Source organism: Bacillus sp. IT-79MI2 (assembly GCF_949768135.1).
Taxonomy (GTDB): domain Bacteria; phylum Bacillota; class Bacilli; order Bacillales; family Bacillaceae_G; genus Bacillus_A; species Bacillus_A pseudomycoides.
This window is the reverse complement of record NZ_CATKPV010000061.1, coordinates 12,756-33,006: the sequence shown is the minus strand read 5'-3', so window position 1 is coordinate 33,006 and position 20,251 is coordinate 12,756. Positions and strand designations below refer to the sequence as shown.

19 protein-coding genes and 1 pseudogene are annotated in these 20,251 nt (G+C 35.5%); 6 read left to right on the top strand and 14 right to left on the bottom strand.

What is annotated here, in order from left to right:
• Positions 1-8 precede the first annotated feature (8 nt).
• The 4 genes and pseudogenes from opp4C to ACM6HU_RS13530 all read right to left on the bottom strand — a co-directional run.
• Entirely contained in the window at positions 9-926 is a 918-nt protein-coding gene (gene opp4C, locus ACM6HU_RS13545; protein ID WP_016117016.1) for an oligopeptide ABC transporter permease, read from the bottom strand.
• Between the two features lie 12 nt (positions 927-938).
• On the bottom strand, positions 939-1,895 hold the full coding sequence (locus ACM6HU_RS13540) for an ABC transporter permease (protein ID WP_016117015.1): 957 nt from the start codon (positions 1,893-1,895) through the stop codon (positions 939-941).
• A 108-nt stretch (positions 1,896-2,003) separates the two neighbouring features.
• A complete protein-coding gene (locus ACM6HU_RS13535; protein WP_016117014.1) occupies positions 2,004-3,731 on the bottom strand; it encodes an ABC transporter substrate-binding protein in 1,728 nt (575 codons plus the stop codon).
• A gap of 243 nt (positions 3,732-3,974) precedes the next feature.
• Positions 3,975-4,310, bottom strand: a pseudogene (locus ACM6HU_RS13530) (ABC transporter substrate-binding protein); the annotation flags it as partial.
• 181 nt (positions 4,311-4,491) lie between these two features.
• Between ACM6HU_RS13530 and ACM6HU_RS13525 the strand changes: the two are divergent.
• The gene (locus ACM6HU_RS13525; RefSeq protein WP_016117012.1) at positions 4,492-4,689 is read left to right on the top strand and encodes a hypothetical protein; all 198 of its coding nucleotides are present in this window, start codon (positions 4,492-4,494) and stop codon (positions 4,687-4,689) included.
• A gap of 16 nt (positions 4,690-4,705) precedes the next feature.
• Here the strand turns inward: ACM6HU_RS13525 and ACM6HU_RS13520 are convergent, their stop codons facing one another.
• The 7 genes from ACM6HU_RS13520 to ACM6HU_RS13490 form a co-directional block, all read right to left on the bottom strand.
• Entirely contained in the window at positions 4,706-5,851 is a 1,146-nt protein-coding gene (locus tag ACM6HU_RS13520) for an ABC transporter permease (protein ID WP_016117011.1), read from the bottom strand.
• 11 nt (positions 5,852-5,862) lie between these two features.
• Positions 5,863-7,059: an ABC transporter permease gene (locus tag ACM6HU_RS13515; RefSeq protein WP_016117010.1), complete on the bottom strand. Its 1,197-nt coding sequence runs from the start codon at positions 7,057-7,059 to the stop codon at positions 5,863-5,865.
• A 15-nt stretch (positions 7,060-7,074) separates the two neighbouring features.
• Positions 7,075-8,007, bottom strand: a complete 933-nt coding sequence (locus ACM6HU_RS13510; RefSeq protein WP_016117009.1) for an ABC transporter ATP-binding protein — start codon at positions 8,005-8,007, stop codon at positions 7,075-7,077.
• 138 nt (positions 8,008-8,145) lie between these two features.
• Positions 8,146-8,808: a response regulator gene (locus ACM6HU_RS13505; RefSeq protein ID WP_016117008.1), complete on the bottom strand. Its 663-nt coding sequence runs from the start codon at positions 8,806-8,808 to the stop codon at positions 8,146-8,148.
• Positions 8,805-9,998, bottom strand: coding sequence for a sensor histidine kinase (locus ACM6HU_RS13500; RefSeq protein WP_016117007.1), 1,194 nt, complete (start codon positions 9,996-9,998; stop codon positions 8,805-8,807). The genes ACM6HU_RS13505 and ACM6HU_RS13500 overlap by 4 nt, the downstream gene beginning before the upstream one ends.
• Before the next feature lie 176 nt (positions 9,999-10,174).
• Positions 10,175-12,049, bottom strand: a complete 1,875-nt coding sequence (gene abc-f / locus ACM6HU_RS13495) for a ribosomal protection-like ABC-F family protein (protein ID WP_016117006.1) — start codon at positions 12,047-12,049, stop codon at positions 10,175-10,177.
• A 124-nt stretch (positions 12,050-12,173) separates the two neighbouring features.
• Positions 12,174-12,308, bottom strand: coding sequence for an RAxF-45 family protein (locus ACM6HU_RS13490; RefSeq protein WP_016132219.1), 135 nt, complete (start codon positions 12,306-12,308; stop codon positions 12,174-12,176).
• Positions 12,309-12,724: 416 nt separating this feature from the next.
• On the opposite strand from ACM6HU_RS13490, the gene ACM6HU_RS13485 reads away from it, so the two are divergent.
• The gene (locus ACM6HU_RS13485; RefSeq protein WP_016117005.1) at positions 12,725-12,853 is read left to right on the top strand and encodes a hypothetical protein; all 129 of its coding nucleotides are present in this window, start codon (positions 12,725-12,727) and stop codon (positions 12,851-12,853) included.
• Positions 12,854-12,875: 22 nt separating this feature from the next.
• Here the strand turns inward: ACM6HU_RS13485 and ACM6HU_RS13480 are convergent, their stop codons facing one another.
• On the bottom strand, positions 12,876-14,618 hold the full coding sequence (locus tag ACM6HU_RS13480) for an ABC transporter ATP-binding protein (RefSeq protein WP_016117004.1): 1,743 nt from the start codon (positions 14,616-14,618) through the stop codon (positions 12,876-12,878).
• A gap of 115 nt (positions 14,619-14,733) precedes the next feature.
• On the opposite strand from ACM6HU_RS13480, the gene ACM6HU_RS13475 reads away from it, so the two are divergent.
• The gene (locus ACM6HU_RS13475) at positions 14,734-15,501 is read left to right on the top strand and encodes a DUF4931 domain-containing protein (protein ID WP_016117003.1); all 768 of its coding nucleotides are present in this window, start codon (positions 14,734-14,736) and stop codon (positions 15,499-15,501) included.
• Between the two features lie 13 nt (positions 15,502-15,514).
• A complete protein-coding gene (locus ACM6HU_RS13470; RefSeq protein ID WP_016117002.1) occupies positions 15,515-15,739 on the top strand; it encodes a hypothetical protein in 225 nt (74 codons plus the stop codon).
• Between the two features lie 11 nt (positions 15,740-15,750).
• On the opposite strand, the gene ACM6HU_RS13465 is transcribed toward ACM6HU_RS13470, so the two are convergent.
• Positions 15,751-16,284: a transglycosylase SLT domain-containing protein gene (locus ACM6HU_RS13465; RefSeq protein WP_006093133.1), complete on the bottom strand. Its 534-nt coding sequence runs from the start codon at positions 16,282-16,284 to the stop codon at positions 15,751-15,753.
• A 558-nt stretch (positions 16,285-16,842) separates the two neighbouring features.
• On the opposite strand from ACM6HU_RS13465, the gene ACM6HU_RS13460 reads away from it, so the two are divergent.
• Positions 16,843-17,028, top strand: coding sequence for a hypothetical protein (locus ACM6HU_RS13460; RefSeq protein ID WP_139350072.1), 186 nt, complete (start codon positions 16,843-16,845; stop codon positions 17,026-17,028).
• Between the two features lie 188 nt (positions 17,029-17,216).
• Here the strand turns inward: ACM6HU_RS13460 and ACM6HU_RS13455 are convergent, their stop codons facing one another.
• A complete protein-coding gene (locus ACM6HU_RS13455; protein WP_016117000.1) occupies positions 17,217-17,588 on the bottom strand; it encodes a YxeA family protein in 372 nt (123 codons plus the stop codon).
• Positions 17,589-17,843: 255 nt separating this feature from the next.
• On the opposite strand from ACM6HU_RS13455, the gene nirB reads away from it, so the two are divergent.
• On the top strand, positions 17,844-20,249 hold the full coding sequence (gene nirB / locus ACM6HU_RS13450) for a nitrite reductase large subunit NirB (protein WP_414848224.1): 2,406 nt from the start codon (positions 17,844-17,846) through the stop codon (positions 20,247-20,249).
• The last annotated feature ends 2 nt before the right edge of the window (positions 20,250-20,251 follow it).

Sequence of the window (20,251 nt, the reverse complement as noted above, 5' to 3'; positions counted from 1 at the left end):
TTCCTCACCTACCGCTTCATTTTTGGATCTAATGCATCACGAAGTGCATCACCAAGTAAGTTAATTGATACAACTGTTATAAAAATCGCAAAACCAGGCGGTATCCATAACCATGGACGTTTTTGGAAATCAATTAATGAGTTTGCTGCACTAATCATATTCCCCCATGATGGCGTAGGTGGAACAACCCCAAGACCTAAATAACTTAATGCTGATTCACTTAAAATAGCTCCCGCTACACCTAACGTTGCCACAACAATTAATAAAGGGAATACATTCGGAATTAAATGATGTACAATCTTCCGGTAATCCTTTAATCCTAATACATCAGCAGCTTGCATAAATGATTGTTCTCGAAGTGTTAAAATTTGTCCTCGTACCAGACGTGCAAGCCCCGGCCATCCAATCAAACTTAACATGATCATAACAACATAAAGTCGATATTCAGATGGAAGTTTCCATTCTGATAAGATGGCACCCATAATGATAAGTAATGGTAATCCTGGAATAGACATTAACACGTCTGCAATACGCATAATAATATGATCTACAATACCACGATAAAAACCAGAGATAGCTCCTAATAATGCACCGAGTATGACGGATAGTACCATCGAAGCTAAACCAATTGTTAATGAAATTCGTCCCGCTTGCATTAATCGTGTTAAAATATCTCTTCCAAGCTGATCTGTACCAAGCCAATGAGAAAAATTGGGTGGCTTATTAATTTGTGTGACTTGAATCGTTCCAGAAACGTATGGTGAAAAAAATGGCCCAATAAAACAAAATACAAACATAAAAATTAGGATATAAAAACCAAACAACGCTAATTTATTTTTCTTAATTCTGGTAAATGCTTGATGCCAAGGTGAAGTCACATTTCCTTTTTTCTTTTTTTTCTTCTTTACTGTTACAACAGTCTCCATCTTTCTCCCTCCCTACTTTAATCGAATACGTGGATCGACAATCGCATAAACGATATCTGCCAAAAAGTTTGCGATAATTGTTAGGCAAGAGAGAAACATTGTAAATGCCATTAACACTGTGTAATCACGAAAACTCAACGCTTCTAATTGAATGCTTCCGATTCCTGGCCAATTAAAAATTTGTTCAATAATGATTGCACCAGAGAACAACCCTGGTAATTCAAATGCAAGTAATGTGATTGCTGGTAAAATCGCGTTTTTTAATGCATGTTTATAAATAACCACTCTTTCTTTCAACCCTTTTGCACGAGCAGTACGAATATAGTCTTGTCTTACAACTTCAAGCATTCCCGTTCTAAAATAACGAGTTAATGAGCCAACACCAAGGAGCGTTAAAATAAATACCGGTAAAACCATATGTCTTAGTACTTCTAATATGTAAGCAAAACCAGTCGAGTTACTTCCTATATCAATCATGCCACCAATAGGCAATATATTTAGATCAACAGCAAATACTTTAATTAAAAATAGACCGATAAAGAATGATGGGAACGACATCGCTGCAAAGACACCAATTGTTACAAGTCCATCAAACCATGAATGTTGCTTTGTCGCTGAAACAACACCAACAATAAGTGCAATTATCCAAGTGAAAAATAAAGCTGCAACAGCAACAATAAAGGTATTCCAAATAAATTTATTAAGTAATGATGTTACAGGCTCTTGATATTGCAACGAGAAACCAAAATCACCGTGTAACGCATTACCTAACCAATGAAAATACCGCTCAATAATCGGTTTATTTAATCCATACAATTCTCTTAATTCCTGTGCGCGTTCTGGTGTTAACTTTGGATTAGAATCAACATAATCCCCCGGCAAGAGAGCAAATAAGAAAAAAATAATGATAGATGTACCAAGCAATGTAGGAATCATTTGTAGAAACCTACGAATGATATATGTTTTCACTTTTTGTCTCCCCAATCATAGTTACTTAAAAATAGAAGAACATTTTTTCAAAACAGCACGACCTTACAGCTGTATGAAAAAATGTCTTCTACTTCTCCTTACTTATCCCTATTGTTCAATAGATAAAACAGGCAGGTTTGAACTAATACTATCGTATTTCTCTGGGTCAATTCCTTTCACACGTGCATTGTGTGCTGAAATACTTTTGCGATAATTTAATAGAATTACAGGTGGATCATCGCTTAATTCTTTATATAACTCTTTATAAATAGGTTTTCTTTTTTCAATGTCAACTGTTTCAATACCTTTTTTAATTAATTCATCCACTTTTGGGTTACTATAACCCGCTGAGTTATCTGGATGCGTAGATTCAAACTCACCTACAGTTTCACTCGGATCAGAAATAATTGGTGTCGCAACAGCTGCTAAATCATAATCAAACTTTCCAACCTTCGACACAAGAGTATTAAAGTCCATAATTTCCGGATTGAACTCCACACCTAATGCTTTATAGTTCTCTTTTGCAATTGGTATAAATACCTCTTCTTGCTTTCTTCCACTTGCTGCATAATAGCTTAACTTTAATTTCTGACCATCCTTTTCGCGAATACCATCAGATCCAACTTTCCAACCAGCTTCATCTAACAATTTTTTTGCTTTCTCTAAATTATATTCGTATTGATTTATACCCTTATCATCATATGCCCATGAAGTTGGTGAAATTGGTATATTTGCAACAGAAGCATTTCCTTGGAAGTTTGTATCTACATATTTTTTACGATCTAATCCGTAAATAAGTGCTTGACGTACTTTTTTATCTTTTAAATATGGCTTCTTATTATTAAAGTAAACGAATGAGTATGAGCTTACTGTTTCAATATTGAAGTTAGCAAAACCTAAACTCTTTAATTGTTCAATATTGTCATTATTAGCAGCAAATCCTTCATAATCCGTTTCTCCTGTTTGGAATAATTGGAAACTTGTATCTGGTGATGTAATTTTGTAAATAAAGTTTTTAACTTTTGGCTTTCCCGCATAATACTGCTCATTTGCTACAAATCGTACTTCTTGACCTGGAATATATTTTTCTAATTTATAAGGACCAGCAGCAACCGGGTTACCATATAACTCTTTTAAATAATTTAAGCTTGTGTTTTGCTTATAGTCTTTTCCATAATATGCTTTAGATAAGACAGGTCCTCCGAAGTTTACTAACGCTTGTGAGTTTACTTTTTCTGTCGTAATTTCAATTGTTTGTGGATCAACTACTTTAATCCCTTCAATAGATGTAGCTTTTCCTTCTTTATAATCTTTGCCACCCTTAATTGCATACTGTGAAATATCTGTTCCACCCTCATAAGCCTTATCATGTAGCAATGTTAATGTAAATGCTACATCATCTGCTGTTAACGGTGAACCATCACTAAATTTCAAATTTTTTCGTAAGTGGAACGTGTACTTTAATTGATCAGAAGATACATCCCATTTCTCTGCAAGCTCTGGAACTGGTTTCCCTTGCTTATCTGTTGATACAAGAGATGCAAATATAACTGATGTTACGTTACCGTCCCAACCATTCTCTTGGAAATAAGGTAAGAACACACCACCAGGCTTTGAAATTCCTACAATAAGTGTATCTTTTCTCTGTTTCGCTTTCTCAGGATTTTTTGATTTATCTGTCGCTGCAACCTTCTCTATTTTTAAATCTTTCACATCCTGCTGTTTTGCCGGCTCTGTCGAAGCCTTATCCTCTTGTCCCCCACAAGCCGATAACACAAGCGAACTACTCAGTAAAATAGAAAATACACCAGCCCATTTTTTTGTCTTTTTCTTCATTGTCCCCACCCTAACTTTTTTTAATAATTACACCTTATGAACTGCTTGCCTTATATATGCCTCCCACAGCAACATTTTTATAACCCATCGGAAAAGTCGGTTTTAAATACAAAAAAATAGATGTTTACGAGGGGTAACATTCTTATTCCGACTTTTCCGCTAGACTTTATGGTTATTAGCTTATATCGTCCGTTATATTTTGTCAATTCTTTCTATTTAAATATTTTAAGATTTTTATAAAAGCTATTGCTGGATCTTTAATTTAGGTAGACTTAACAATATACCATTATAATTATCTTCCTGTAATCCTTGTATTCTCGCATTATATGCAGAAACAACTTTACTATTATTTAAGAAAATAACTGGTGGATCTTCACTTAGTTCTTGATACAGTTTTTTATAAATTTCTGTTCATTTTTCAATGTCTAATACTTGTAATGCTTGAGCTGCCAATTCATCCACTTTTGGATTATGATATCCATCATAATTTCGCTTACTAGTTGAAACGAACTCTTCAATCGTTCCACTTGGGTCATCAATCATTGGCGTAGATACCATTGCTAAATCGTAATCTCCTTTCTGCAACAATATTCACTTTACCCATAAAAATGGTAAGAATTAGTTTTAAGATTATTCCTTCCTCCCAATTGTGTCCATCATCCCTTATTTTTCACTATGAAGAAACGATTAAAAAAATAATTCTATTATTCAGTGGACGAGCATAGAATACTAACAAACTACCAAAAAGGGGGGCGAAAATATGGACAAACTATTCCAATATGTCTTGCACTATGTTGCTTTAACACTCATGATAGTCGGGGCATTGCTACTATTTCCGTTCTTCCCAAGGTTCGTCCTCTTTTTAGCATTTCTCTTTATGCTCGGAATTGCGATTGCTATTTCTATAGGGGAAGACGATACACAAAGAGAAAGCAGAGTTCAGCGGGCGAAGCTGTAGACTCTGCTTTCTTTTTTCAATCATAACGTATTCTTGTTAAACCAATTATAAAGAATACACCAGCAAATAACATAAGTATACCAATATATCCTGCTATATCTGCCAATGTCCCGCCCCTTGCAATTAATTCGGTAAACCCGCGCATTGCCCAAGTTTGAGGAATAAAGTTTGCTACAGTTTGCATCCATTCTGGTTCTATTTCAATTGGCCAATACAGCCCACTAATCATGCAAGTTGAAATAACAACGATATTACCTAAAGCTGACTGCTGCTCCGTTGTTTTCACAATACTTGCTAATAATAGTGCTAAACCAATGACCGCTAGCAATAACACTGAGACAAGTATGATTATCCCTAGTAGATTTCCCCACTGTACATCGAACAAAACATTCGTTAATACCATTAAAGTTCCAAATTGAATCCATCCAATTAAAAAGAAGGAAAGTATATATCCCCCAAGTATTTGAGCCTTTGAAACAGGCGTTCCTAATAAACGATACCAAACGCCAAGTTGTCTTGCTTTTAAAATTGTTCCTGTCGCACTTAGCATCACAATCATTACAAAAAGAATGGAAAACCCTGCAGCTCGCCCTGTTACGTTATTCAGTTTTTTCTCCCCAGGTACAATGGATTCCTTTTGAAGTGAAACTGGTTCTACCTTTGTATGAATCATTTCATACATCTTCTCCCAAGCCATTCCCCCATTTTTCTCTGAATCCCTTGCTGCTGCTACTTCTATTTCCATCTTTTTCATTGTACTTTGTAATATCTGTTCTACAGAAGCTCCTCCGGTAAAATCAGCGCTTGATTGAAATTTAACCTTCTCTATCTTCCCGTCTACCATACTCTTTTGAAAGTTTTTTGGAATTGTCACAATACCCGAGGACTTCTTATTTTCGATTTTCTGTTTCGCTTCTTCATCTGTTACTTTCTCTATAGAAATTAAATCGCTTTTCTTTATTTCTTTATAATAGGAATTGGATAATGTAGACCCATCTTGGTCTATTAAACTAATATTTACTTTCTCGTTTCCACTTCCACCTAAAAGTCCGCCAAAAATAAGTGTAAAAATAATCGGCATTCCGAACATGAGTATATAGCTTTGTGGCTTAATTAAGATTTGTTTTAATTCTAACCAGCAAAGTGCCCAAACTTTCTTCATTATTTCTCCTCCTATCTCGTACGCAAACGGAAGGTTCCTATGATGACGGAAACAATACCCGCACTAGATAAACTTAAGATAACTGGAAGTAACGCATACCATGATGTACCCGACATAATGTTTAAAAAACTTGTAAGTGCCCATTTATTTGGGGCAATGTTAGCAATTGTTTGAAGAGTATCCGGAAATGCATAGATTGGTAACATAGATCCACCTAATATAGCTAACAACTGAATTCCAATGCCACCCATTAAATCCGCTGTTTTTTCTTCACGAATAAATGCCGCGATGAGCATAGATAAGCCAGAAACACAAATTGCATAAGCAATTCCTACTGCTACAATTTGTGAAACATCTTCACCCCAATTCACATGAAATGCGTAATAAGTAGCAACTACAAATACTCCAAATTGAATACAAGCAAATAGTAATGTACCTAAAAATTTACCTAATAATATGGCAAAAGAGCTTGTCGGTGTACTTGATAATCTTGCTAATGTTTCAGTTCGTTGCTCTGTCACAATAGATTTCGCGCCTACTGTTATGTTAAATAATAAAAACATGACTAACATTGCCGCAGCGTAATATTGCATCGCAGCAACTGTTTTTTTGCCGACTATTCCTTTTTCAATTCCATCCGTATTTGAAGTCGCCACTGTTTGTAAATCAGCCGTTACCTCTTTTGCAACCTGTTCAATATTTCCTAGCTGTGATTTTGCTAAGTCTGTTAGGACACTTTTAGTAGAGACAGCAACTGTTTGAGCACGTTCTGAAAAGGAACGAATAATTGATTCAGCGATTTTTGCTTGTATATCTTTTGATGGATCTGTAATCAGTTTTGGTTCTTTTAATTTTCCATCTTGTATATGTTCACTCCACCTATTTGGAATGATAATTCCAACATCAACTTTCTGTTTTTGTACCATATCCTCTAGCTCTTTTTGCGAGGTTACTACTTCTACTTTTACATCATCTTTTAGTTCCTTTGATTGCAATACATCTTTTTGAAATATATTTGCAAACTCATCTGTTCCTTCTTGATAATAACCAATTACCGTTTTAGGTAATCCTCCATTATCGAATATGTTACTTAGTGCTGATCCTAAAATAGCTGTTAATAGAAGTGGCATAAGTAACATCATCATAAATCCGCGCCGATCTATTAAACGAATTTTCAAATCTTTCCATGCAATAATAAAACTTTTCATGAGTTCCTAACCTCCTTAATCGCGAAGTGAACGCCCTGTTAACTGTAAAAAGAGAGCTTCTAGATTTGGCTCTTGTACTTCAAGCTTTAAAATTCGCACATGCTTTTCTACAACTTCCGAAACAACCGTACCAACAGCTTCTCCATTCTTCAATCCAATATCAAGTGTATTTGTATCCTCATCGATGATAATCCGTTCTACAGTGGGTATGTCTTTTATTTTCTGCAATAGCTCTTGGTTATAACGATTCAGTTGTAACTTCACCATAAAGCCATCAGCAAGACGATTACACAACTCAGTTTTCGTTCCTAATGCAATTACCTTTCCATGATCAACAATGGCAATTCGTTCACATAAATACTCCACTTCTTCCATGTAATGGCTCGTATAAATGACCGTCATGCCTTTCTCATTTAATCCTTTTACCGTCTCTAAAATGTGATTCCGTGATTGTGGATCAATTCCAACTGTCGGCTCATCCATAATTAATAACTCCGGTTCATGCATAAGTGCTGCACCAATGTTAATTCGGCGTTTCATTCCACCTGAAAATGTTTCAATTTTGTCCTTTGCGCGATCCTGTAAACCAACATATGCTAATACCTCATCTGCTCGTTTCTTTGCAATAGCTCCACTTAAACCATACATTTTCCCCCAAAAGATTAAATTTTCTTTCGCTGAAAGCGTAGGATATAAAGCAATATCTTGCGGGACAATACCGATCTTCCTTTTCGCATCTAATGGATATTCTTTTACAGATTTCCCCCCAACTTTTATATCACCGCCATCATATGGAATAAGCCCACAAATCATTGATATCGTCGTCGACTTTCCTGCACCGTTTGGACCAAGCAAACCAAATGTTTCTCCTTTCTTAACTTCAAAAGATACATTCTTTACAACTTCCTTCTTTCCAAACGACTTTGTAATATGATCTACGACTAACATGTCGATTCAGCCCCTTTGCATTAATCTACAATTTCATTGTAAAAAAACATCCTCTTTCTTCCATCACCCTTAAGATAGAAATGCAAAATAAAAAAGCAGCATAATTTGCTGCTTTTTTATTTTTCTCTATGCCAAAAGTCATGTGTATGTTGTAATACCGTATCTTACTGCATATATAGCTGCCTGTGTCCGATCCCTCAGCTCCAGCTTACTAATTAAATTAGAAACATGATTTTTTACAGTTCCCTCTGTAATAAACAATTTCTTAGCAATTTCTTTATTATTTAATCCAAGGCCTATTTCCCTTAATACATCTATTTCACGCTCTGTTAGTTGCTCCATTTGCTTTGGCTGACTTTTTTCTGATATTTCCACCGCTTTTGTTCTTTTTAGTTCCTTCACAATTTGAGCTGTTATATCCTGCGGAAGAACGGCTCCTCCTCCATGGACTGTCAATATTGCCTGCACAATTGCGTCCGTCTCCATATCTTTTAATAAATAACCGCTCGCTCCTTGTTCCAATGCTTCAAAAATAAGTTCACTATCATTAAATGTCGTCAGCATAAGAACCTTCATATCAGGAAACTTTTCCCTTATTAAACGAGTTCCTTCAACGCCATTTATACGAGGCATTCGAATATCCATCAAAATAATTTCAGGTTGTAATTGTTCTGCTATTCGAACTACTTCATCCCCATCATTTGCTGTGCCCACCACTTCAAGTTCTGAACGTAAATTTAATAGCATTGCTAAACCATCACGAATAAGTGATTGATCATCAACAATCATAATACGAATCATATCTTTCCCCCTATTACCCACGTCTTTTCCTTAAGTGGGAACTCAATCTGTAATCGAAATCCCTTCTCTTTTTCACTCTCAAATTGGATCATTCCACCATGTTCCCCTACACGTTCTTTCATATTCATTAACCCAAAACCAGGACTCAGTTCATTTACGCCAACACCATTATCCGTAATCGATAGCATAACTTTTTCATCTAAACACAATAAGCTAACTTTACATAAACTAGCTTTTCCATGGCGTTTTGCATTTGTTAATGACTCTTGCATAATACGCAACAAGGTAGGTTGTAATGACAACGGGATTATGATTGGATCCCCTTGTAAATGAAAGGTTACTTGTACTTTCGTTACCTTTGAAAATTCATTTAACATTCCTTTCATATTTTCTATTATGTTTCCTAGATCTTTTTCTTCCTTCAACGCACGGACTGAAGCCCTTACCTCTTGAAGAGATTTTCTAGCTAATTCATGACATGTATGTAAAACTTCTTCTGTTGCATCTGACTTTTGCTTCCATAAAGCCTCTGCAAGCTGCAATTGAACAAGTAAAGCCGTCATATTATGACCAACTGTATCATGAATTTCTCGGGCAATATCGTTCCTCTCTCGAACTGTAGTTAGTTCTTCTACTTCTTTCGCATAAAGCTGTAATTGTTCATGCGCTTCTTTTAGAGCTATATGTGATAACGTCAATTTTTCATATTGATCGTCGACGGTTTGGCGGGCCACTGTCAGCTTTTTAATTAAGTTCCCGGCTAAAGCACTGAAGACAACGAACATAAAGTTAATAGCATTGTTATCAAATTCTATCTTTCCAGTATATTGATACGTATATAGTAAAATAGCAAACCAGCATAAAAAGAAAAAACTCACGAAAAAATATACGACTATTTTCCGCCACGTATGAATAAATACCCCCACGGCATCAATCCCAAATATAATTAAATACAAACATGTCTCGGGAAATAAAAAGCCTAATAACGCTGTAACTATCCCATTTGAAAGGAATGCATAAAATTCACGCCTTCTTCCTTGATGTGGTTGGATAAGTAAAACATGATTTACAACATAAATGAAACATGCAATACCAACAAAGATTTGTAAATTTTCTGTTTCACGTGAAACATGATTTATATATACCATGCAAATCATAACAATCGTAATGAGACGTGCATACCCTAACATCAAATTCTCCTCGCATTTTTGAAATGTTGTTTTAAATCATACCAACATGTAAAAAAAATCGTTTTCACAATATAACATAAAGAAAATTATACCATTTTCATCTCGAATTAACGGATATTAATAGAAAAACAAGTCACCTCCACATCTCCTGAGAGGGCGACTTGTTTTTCTTTCATCTATTCCATCATACTATCTAATCGATTATATAATTCCGCCCGTAATCGTTCTTTTTCCGTTTTTTCTTTATATAACTGTTCCAGTATTTCAATGTTGCTTGTTTCTTCCATTGTACACTCCAACGCATATATATCTTCTTCTATATGCATAAGCTTATCTTCAATTTCTTCTACATCATTAGATTCCTTCTTCTTTACATTCATCACTTTTATTTTTGGAACTTCTTTTTGTTTCACTTCTTCCTTCTCTATTCTCTCTGTCCATTTCTGACGTGCCCAAGCATAATTCCCGGCAAATTCAAACAATGTGTGTTCATCAATCCAATATGTTTTTTCAAACAATTTATTTAAAAAATAACGATCATGTGAAACAGCAAGAATGGTTCCATTATATTGTTCAAGTGCTTCTTCCAGCACTTCCCTTGATTCGATATCAAGATGATTTGTAGGCTCATCTAACACAAGGAGGTTTACATCTTGATACATAAGCTGTGCCAAACGTAATCTCATTCGTTCACCACCGCTAAGCTGATTGACCTTTTTAAAAACGGCTGGACCATAAAATAAAAAGCGAGCTAATATATGGCGAGCTTCTCCTTCAGTTACAGCTACATGCTCCCGAAATGCTTCTAATACATCATATTTTACATTCTCATATGCATGCTGCGATAAATAACCGATTTTCACACTACTACCGATTCTGACCTCCCCAGCATCCGGTCTCATTTCCTCTAACAATAGCTTTAATAATGTTGTTTTTCCTGTACCGTTACGTCCAACAATAGCTGCTCGCTCTTGAAAACGAACATGTAAATTTACTCCTCGGAATAAAGTACGATCCGCAAAACCTTTGCCCACTTCCTTCATTACAACAACATCTTTGCCACTTCTCTCTTGTCCTTCAAACTGAAGTCCCATCTGCTTTCTTTCTAAAATTGGCTTCTTCAACTTTTCCATCCGTTCTAACGCGCGTTCCATATTTCTAGCACGTTTATGCAATCCTTCATTCGGGGGGTTCGCTTGATTTGCCCATTCCCTTAAACGTTTAATTGCTTCTTTCATTTTCTTTATTTTCTTTTGCTGTTCTTGATAAGATTGGAACTCTTGGAGTAATCTTTCTTCCTTTTCCTTCACAAACTGTGAGTAGTTCGTATGATATACATGCAGTTCTCCGTCTTCTAAATCAAAAATTTTCGTAACAACTTCATCAAGAAAATAACGATCATGTGAGATCACAACAACTGTTCCTGTATACTCTTTCAAAAATTGTTCGAGCCATTCTACTGCAAATAAATCTAAATGATTTGTCGGTTCATCTAATAGCAGTAAATCTGGTTTCTTGAGCAGCATATAAGCAAGACTTACTTTCGTCTGCTCCCCGCCGCTCAGCTCAGTGAAAACTCGAGAAAATAGCTCCGTTATTTGTAAACCATTTGCTACTTTCATGATGTTCGCTTCTATTTCATAACCACCTAAAAACGAAAATTGTTCTTGTACTGCGCCATACTTCTCCATTAACCTCTCTAAACTAGTTGGATCTTGTTCCTCCGCCATACTTTTCTCTAAATTTCGCATGTTTCTTTCTAATTCTTTCTCTTTTACAAAGGCAGAGCTCAATACATCATATACATTCGTTTCACCAGCAAACTTCGGAATTTGTGCTACATGACCAACACGTGTCCCTTTTTTCATATGAATTGCTCCAGCATCTACATTCTCTATTCCTGTTAATAACTGAAAAATTGTGGTTTTCCCGCTACCGTTTCTGCCAACTAATCCAATGCGTTCACCATTTTGGATTTCAAGCGATATATTTTCAAATATGATGTTTCCACCAAAAGATTTCGTTACATTGTTTACACTACAAATTGTCATTTTCCGTACTCCTTTCAACGTAAAAAACCATGGGGAAAGAAACTTTCCCCATGGTTTTTGGCATAGAAAAAGGAAGCAAAATAGCTCCCTTTTCACACGTCCTATAAAATGGGTGAAGAGATTTCTATCGTTCAATAGCTACTATGCAATTGCTAAAAAAGGGCATACGTATCCCGTTAGCAATCACATCATGAAAAATCGCACGACAAAAATAGATAAAATCTAAAAATTTTGCGCGTGCAGCTAAAGAACGTTTCATCTCATTCACTCCTTTCGTACGGAATTTAATACTTACTCCTTTATTATACTTCCCCACTTGATGTTTGAATAGTCATTTTTTTGAAAATAATGAATATAGACTAAACATTTCAACAAATTACATCCAATCTTACAAAACTGTTATGTTCACGTAATGGAAAGCGATAGTACGAAATCGTGCCTCCTTATACAATAAAAATGTAAGCAAGAGGTAAACAAAAGGAGGAAACAGTCATGATGAAAGAAATCGTAAAAGCAGTCTTCGAGGTGTTAGTAAACGGACAAGCAGTTGTAAAAGAACTAAACCGACTATAAAAGGAGGAATAAAAATGATGAACATGGTAAAAATGATTCTCCACGCTTTAATTGATGCAAAAGCAGTTAGCCAAGAATTAAATGAACAATAAAAAGGGGAAAATGAATATGAAGAAAGCCATCTTTACAATTGTAGGTACATTCTTTGCCTTACATGCACTGAAAAATAGAAAAAAGAAACAAAATGAAAATACTCTATATTATCCATACACATTATTACAAAAAAAATAAAAGACAAGATACCCAAGTACAATTAGGATATCTTGTCTTTTGTTTTTTCTATTAAAAATTGTTGTTCTACAATCTTTTTATAATATGTATGATGCTTCATTAATTCATCGTGTATACCAATTCCTGTAATACTGCCATTCTCTATTACAAAAATGGTATCTGCTTGTACTACCGTTGATAAACGATGTGCAATAACAAATGTCGTTCTACTCGCAAATACATTTTCAATTGCTTTTTGTATTTTCGCTTCTGACTCCGAATCTAGACTTGCTGTTGCTTCATCTAATAATAAAAATTCTGTGTCACGTAACAAAGCACGCGCAATGGCAATTCGCTGCTTTTGACCACCCGATAATTGATTTCCACGCTCTCCAACTTCTGTTTCATATCCATCTGGAAACGCCATAATAAATTCATGTGCATTCGCAAGCTTCGCTGCACGAACGACTTCTTCTGGTGAAACATTACGATCCATACCATATGTAATATTGTCTGTAATTGTTCCAGACAATAAAGGAGCTGCCTGGGCAACATAACTAAAATGCTTTCGCCATGCTTCTATATTCATCTCACGATATGACTTTCCGTTTAAGAATATGTCCCCATCTGTTGGCTCATAAAATCGTTCCATCAATGAAAAGATTGTACTTTTCCCCGCACCACTTGGCCCTACAAGCGCTGTCGTTGTACCTTTTCTCACTGTAAATGAAATATCTTTTAAAATAGGATCCCTTTCATTATAATGAAATCTCACATTTTGAAACTCCAATTTTTCTGGTATATCAACTTTTTGCGGTAAAAAGGCGTGTTCTTCTTTTTCATGTAATATTTGAAAGAGACGACGTGTAGAGCCTTTTGCCTCTTGAAAACTTGTTACAAACTGGTTCATTTGTACAAACGGCATTAAAATTTGAAACAGGTATAAAATAAATGCTACTAATTCACCAGAAGAAATATACCCCCGATCAACTCGCCATACACCAAATCCAACAACACTCATTAACACCACTATTGTACACATTCCTAAAGCTGGCCCTAATATAGATTTGATTTTCGCTTGCTTCATCCCATATTGGAATAGACTTTGAAATTTATTTTTCCCCCTTTTATATTCAATCCTTTCAGCATTATACGACTTAATTAATTTGATTTCACCTAATGTTTGTGATAAAAATGCCGTTAACTCTGACATTTGTTCCTGCTCTCGATCAGATAAGTCCGCAAGTTTTTTTCCAAGTGGAAAAACAATCAATAAAGTAATAGGTACAGCTAGCAATAAAACAAGCGTCATCGGAACATCTAAAATAAATAAAATAATAATTGATACAACAATAGATAATGCGTTGGTAATAAGTTGTACAATTTCATCAGAAATTAGCGTCATAAGTACTGTTGTATCATTTGTTACCCGGCTTATCATCTCACCAGATTTATTTTTATCATAATAATTTACAGGAAGGTTTAATAATTTTCTCCATGCTTTCTCTCTTATTATCTGTACTATGCCTTCTCCAACTCGAGACAACATATACATAGAAGTCGCTTCACATAGAAACTCGAACAGTAATAATCCAGCTATTACTCCTAACGTTGAAAAGGAGAAGCCATTTGAAAATCCTTCCATTAAATCTTTAATCAATAGCGGGATACCTAACCCAGCTATTGTTGATAGCATCGAAAAAAACAAGCCTATCGCAAATGTTTTTTTTGGTGGATTAGCAGTCCGCCATATATCCAAAAATGATACACCCTTTTGCTCTTCCATCTTCTATCTCCTTCTTTTATCATTTCCTCCTTTTCCACTATACAGGATTTCCCTTTCCCTTTCACGAATATAGTAGACGGGAATTTCACATATATTTTTAAAGGGGCATATACGAATGGATACACAACAACTTTATTTTTTAAATGACATTGGAAAACAAAAACCAGAAAGTATTCGCAATAAAAGCACTGCTTGTCCTTTTTGCGATAGAGAAAATCTCACTGATATTTTAGAAACTGAAGACTCCATTATTTGGTTGAAAAATAAATTTCCAACATTAAAAGATACCTTTCAAACTGTTCTAATAGAAACCGGGAATTGTCATGATCATATTGCAACCTACACACCTGAACATATGCAAAAACTACTGCGTTTTTCTATAAAGTATTGGTTAGCTTTAGAAAAGAGCAACGAATTTACTTCTGTTATTTTATATAAAAATCACGGTCCATTTTCAGGCGGAAGTTTGCATCATGCACATATGCAAATTATCGGAATGAAATATGTAAACTACCTAGAAAACATAGCACCTGAAAACTTTCAAGGCGTAACCGTAAAAAAAGATGAACAAATTGAACTTAATATTTCTACACGGCCAATTATCGGTTTTACCGAATTTAACATTGTCATTGAAGACATAAAAACCATCGACACCATGGCACATTATATTCAGCAAACTGTGCGTTACATACTAACGGACTTTCATAAAGGTTGTAGCAGCTATAATTTATTCTTCTATCACCTTGATGAAAAAATTATTTGTAAAGTTGTTCCTCGTTTTGTTGTTTCACCATTATATGTCGGGTATAAAATCCCTCAAGTTTCTACAAAGTTGGAAGATGTGAAACAGCAGCTGGCAAATTATTTTACAGTTTCATTATAAGAGGTGAAACCAAATGAATTATATCGTTAGAAAAGCAGCTTTACATGACATACAACCATTAATTAATTTACGCGTTACCTTACTCAAAGAGGTTGATGAATTACATTCACAAGAAGAAGAAAACGGCCTAAAACGAATATGGCTTCATCCTTCCAAAGATGGTGAGTTACTATATAAAAAGATGGGATTTACTTATAAAGAAAATAAAATGGAACTTTTTTATAAAAAAATAGAGTAGGTGCTTAGCATCTACTCTTTCATTGTTCCTTTATTTCGATAGTACACGTTCTCTAGCCCAACGTTATACTTCATATTTTGATCTGTCCACTCAGGTCCTAAATTACCTGGCCATCCAGACGTATTTGCTATATATTTTAGTAACGCTAAATCTGTTAAACCTTTTTGCACACCTCTTTTATACCCTTTCATTAAATGAGGCATCGCAATTTGGGCATTTGTCCGCGGGTCCTTCAATTGCTCGTCCGTTAAGTGATCAGGAGCAAGTCCCCCACCTCGGTGTAACTGAAACAATCCAAAAGAAGTGCCATTGTCTCCAACACTTCGTGGGTTCAAACGACTTTCATGCTCGGCAATTGTAAGAGGTATCCATTCTGGAAGATTTACTTTCTTTGCTTCTTCAGTAATAATTTGTTTCATCTGTTTTGCTTCCTCTGAGTCAACATAACTTGTTTGATTCGTCAATCTTTCCATTCCTTCAGACTCTCCTTGGAAATACAAATACATTCCAAGAACAACTAAAAATCCTACAAAGAATTTTTTCACTACCTCTACCTCTTTCTCTGCTGAAATTTGTCCCCTTTCAGCCCTTCCTTACAATTACCTGCAATCTATCACTCTGTTACTCTTAAATGATATCAAACGAAGCTCTATCTTAACATCGTGCTTTAGACTGATTTTCTGAAAATCAATAGTAAAATATTATAAAAAATGTAACATAATCCGCTTCAGATTAAGGGTAATAAAAAACAAGAAGGAATCTCCTTCTTGTTTTTTCATCTATATTATTTAACAATTAAATTTGTAATTATGTCAAAAAGTCCAACACATACGACAGCAACAGTAAAGTAGCTACAGAAATCTTTTATTGGAAACTTAACTACTTCTTTTTTTTGCATCCCATTCTTCTCCCTTCTGATTACCTTCCCTAACTTTTTATCTTTTTTTATTATGCAGAAAATATGACAAATAAGCTATCGAATTAACTTACGAAAACCTTACAATATTGTAAGGTTTAAAAAAATAGCCTCATCTCATAAAGAGATAATGGCTACGCAATAGTTGGTTTTAAAACATTCATCACTATTTCAGACAGAAAGTTGTATGTTCAAACTTCCTACTTGTATTGTAATAGAATTCGCAAATGACAACTATCGAATTACCTTACATGTACCTTACAATGTTGTCATGAACAATATCACTTTTAACAAATTAGATGCAATCGAACTTGCTAGCAGTGCGGCTATTCTTACGGATTTCAATTCTGCTGCTACAGTTATCCTCGTATAAACTTATGTCCGCTTTCTTGTTATACAGTTAAAATCCCCTAAATTCCATACTCTCTGCATTGTTAAAACTTATTTTATATAGTAAACGTATATTTAAATACTAACACCGAAAAATTTCTTCTTTAAATGATTTATATGTAATAAAAAACACTGTAACATACTCAGTATGTTACAGTGTTTTACAATATTTTATCTTGTCACCAATAGCTTACTTCTCGCCTGCACAGGAATATTTTGAGCCTCAATCTCTACCAATGATTCACCGTAACGTCCTTTTGCGGTAATTTTCAATGACTCATTTCGTTTTAACATGTGCTTCACTGTTTTCTTTATCGTCTGTGCCCTACCTTTTTCATCATATGCAACAAACTCATATTCATACCATTCATCACCAATATGTTGACCGACATCATTCACAATCGTGTAATATTCTTTCGTTTTATAAAATGGATTATATTTATCAATTACTGGCCCAAACTTTGTTGGTAGCAATAATATAATGGCAGCTACCATCGTAATTCCAGTAATAATTACTCTCTTTTTTACTCTTCCCCACTCCAAGATAGACTCCTCCTCCACACAATATGTGTAGTTTTCTATACACTTATTTTAAAGAGAAGGACTCAATTCCGCCATTGAATCCCATTACATTTCCCTTACATTTTTGTAAGAATTTGAATGAGATTTTATATCATTTTTAACAATTTGTGAATTCTCCAAAACTGTGATAAACATCACACCCTCCACTTTCCAAAGATTCTATAATACGAGTATACAAGTTTGTTAAACATTTCACATTTAAGAGGGGAAATGAATATGAAAAAGCGTTTAGTTATGATCGGGAATGGTATGGCTGGTATACGCTGCATTGAAGAAATTTTAAAACTAGATCCAGCACTTTATGATATTACTATTTTTGGTGATGAACCTCATCCAAACTATAACCGCATTATGCTATCTCACGTCTTACAAGGAAAAACAAATATCCAGAATATCATTATGAATGAATACAGTTGGTACGAGGAAAATGATATTACGCTTTATACAAATGAAAAGGTAATAAATATTGATCGGGAAGAACAAGTCATCGTTACAGAAAAGAACCGTATTGTCATATATGACAAGCTCATTATCGCAACAGGGTCCAGCGCTTTTATCTTACCTGTTGAAGGCTCACAACTTCCAGGTGTAACAGGCTTTCGTACAATTGAAGATACACAATTTATGCTGGATGTTGCTAAGCAATATAAAAAGGCTGTCGTCATTGGCGGGGGATTACTCGGTTTAGAAGCCGCACGGGGGCTTATTGACTTAGGAATGGATGTTCACGTTGTTCATTTAATCCCTTACTTAATGGAGCAACAACTCGATGCCAAAGCCGCTTCATTACTGCGTGAAGACTTAGAATCACAAGGTATGAAGTTTCTTATGGAAAAGAAAACAGTGAAAATTCTTGGTACTGACCGTGTTGAAGGTATCCAATTTGAAGATGGGGATGTTGTACCATGCGATTTAATTGTAATGGCTGTTGGGATACGTCCAAATACATATTTAGCAAAAGATGCTGGTTTAATTGTAAACCGTGGCATAGTTACAAATGACTATATGCAAACAGATGATGAATCAGTCTATGCGGTTGGTGAATGTGCAGAGCATGACGGTATTGCCTATGGTCTTGTTGCTCCATTATATGAACAAGGGACCGTACTGGCAAAGCATATAACGAATTCACAAACAGATGGATATGCAGGTAGCATCGTCGGTACACAACTTAAAGTGGCAGGATGCGATTTATTCTCTGCTGGACAAATTTATGAAGATGATGGAACAAAAGCAATCTCAATCTTTAATGAATGTACGCGTTCCTATAAAAAAGTATTAATTCGTGACAATAAAGTCGTTGGCGTTGTTTTATATGGAGATACGGCTGACGGTACACGTCTCTTTAGTATGTTAAAAAAGGAAGAAGATATACAAGAATACACACCAGCTTCTCTTCTTCATAGAGCTGGTGAAGAAAGTGGCCTTGACGTTGCCAGTATGAGTGCTGACGACACTGTTTGTGGATGTAATGGTGTTACAAAAGGAGCAATTGTTCATGCCATTTTAGAACAAGATTTAACAACTTTTGAAGAAGTAAAAGGATGTACAAAAGCTGCTGGTTCATGCGGAAAATGTCGTCCTATTGTCGAACAAATTTTATCCCATACACTTGGTGATAGCTTTGATGCATCTGCTCAAAATGTAGGTATGTGCGGATGTACAACTTTATCCCGTGACGAAGTTGTCACAGCAATTCATGAGAAAGGTTTAAAATCGCCAAAAGAAGTACGAAACGTCCTTGGTTTCGCACATGAAGACGGCTGCTCCAAATGCCGCCCTGCATTAAATTACTATTTACGTATGGCACGTCCAGAAGAATATGCAGATGATAAATCATCCCGCTTCGTTAATGAAAGAATGAACGGTAATATTCAGCATGATGGCACATTTTCCGTTATTCCTCGCATGTACGGCGGTGTTACTACTGCAGATGATTTAATGAAAATTGCTGAAGTTGCGAAAAAATACGATGTGCCGCTCGTTAAAATAACAGGTGCAAGTCGAATCGGCTTATATGGTGTTAAGAAAGAGGATTTACCAAAGGTTTGGGCTGACCTCGATATGACTTCTGGTTATGCCTATTCGAAATCCCTTCGCAATGTAAAATCATGCGTCGGCTCTCGTTTCTGCCGCTTCGGTACAAAAGATTCATTAGGCCTTGGTATGTTACTTGAACAATCGTTAGAAATGGTAGATACACCGCACAAAATGAAAATGGGTGTAACCGGTTGCCCACGTAACTGTGCGGAAGCATTAACGAAAGACTTCGGTGTCGTTTGTGTTGAAAATGGATTCCAACTTTATATTGGTGGTAACGGTGGTACAGAAGTTCGTGAAGCTGATCTTGTAATGATTGTCCCTACAGAAGAAGATGTACTTCGCATCGCTACAGCTTATGTACAATATTACCGCGAAACCGGTATTTACGGTGAACGAACAGCCCCTTGGGTAGAACGAATGGGATTAGATCATATAAAAGAAATGCTGCAAGATGAAAACATGGTCACTACGCTAAATGAACGTTTCCAGAAAGCCCGTAACACATATGAAGAAGCTTGGGGACAAGCGCTAGAAACTAAATCATTAAAAGCCATGTATGAAGTAGAAACTGTAAAATAAGG

Excerpts from the sequence above, each read along its gene's own strand:
- ACM6HU_RS13470 (WP_016117002.1), top strand. The coding sequence starts at position 15,515 with ATGAATTATATCGTTAGAAAAGCAGCTTTACATGACATACAACCATTA.
- ACM6HU_RS13475 (WP_016117003.1), top strand. The coding sequence starts at position 14,734 with ATGGATACACAACAACTTTATTTTTTAAATGACATTGGAAAACAAAAA.
- ACM6HU_RS13525 (WP_016117012.1), top strand. The coding sequence starts at position 4,492 with ATGGACAAACTATTCCAATATGTCTTGCACTATGTTGCTTTAACACTC.
- ACM6HU_RS13500 (WP_016117007.1), bottom strand. The coding sequence starts at position 9,998 with ATGTTAGGGTATGCACGTCTCATTACGATTGTTATGATTTGCATGGTA.
- ACM6HU_RS13490 (WP_016132219.1), bottom strand. The coding sequence starts at position 12,308 with ATGAAACGTTCTTTAGCTGCACGCGCAAAATTTTTAGATTTTATCTAT.
- ACM6HU_RS13520 (WP_016117011.1), bottom strand. The coding sequence starts at position 5,851 with ATGAAGAAAGTTTGGGCACTTTGCTGGTTAGAATTAAAACAAATCTTA.
- ACM6HU_RS13505 (WP_016117008.1), bottom strand. The coding sequence starts at position 8,808 with ATGATTCGTATTATGATTGTTGATGATCAATCACTTATTCGTGATGGT.
- ACM6HU_RS13515 (WP_016117010.1), bottom strand. The coding sequence starts at position 7,059 with ATGAAAAGTTTTATTATTGCATGGAAAGATTTGAAAATTCGTTTAATA.
- ACM6HU_RS13460 (WP_139350072.1), top strand. The coding sequence starts at position 16,843 with ATGTTCAAACTTCCTACTTGTATTGTAATAGAATTCGCAAATGACAAC.
- nirB (WP_414848224.1), top strand. The coding sequence starts at position 17,844 with ATGAAAAAGCGTTTAGTTATGATCGGGAATGGTATGGCTGGTATACGC.
- ACM6HU_RS13510 (WP_016117009.1), bottom strand. The coding sequence starts at position 8,007 with ATGTTAGTCGTAGATCATATTACAAAGTCGTTTGGAAAGAAGGAAGTT.
- opp4C (WP_016117016.1), bottom strand. The coding sequence starts at position 926 with ATGGAGACTGTTGTAACAGTAAAGAAGAAAAAAAAGAAAAAAGGAAAT.
- ACM6HU_RS13535 (WP_016117014.1), bottom strand. The coding sequence starts at position 3,731 with ATGAAGAAAAAGACAAAAAAATGGGCTGGTGTATTTTCTATTTTACTG.
- ACM6HU_RS13480 (WP_016117004.1), bottom strand. The coding sequence starts at position 14,618 with ATGGAAGAGCAAAAGGGTGTATCATTTTTGGATATATGGCGGACTGCT.
- abc-f (WP_016117006.1), bottom strand. The coding sequence starts at position 12,049 with ATGACAATTTGTAGTGTAAACAATGTAACGAAATCTTTTGGTGGAAAC.
- ACM6HU_RS13485 (WP_016117005.1), top strand. The coding sequence starts at position 12,725 with ATGAATATGAAGAAAGCCATCTTTACAATTGTAGGTACATTCTTTGCC.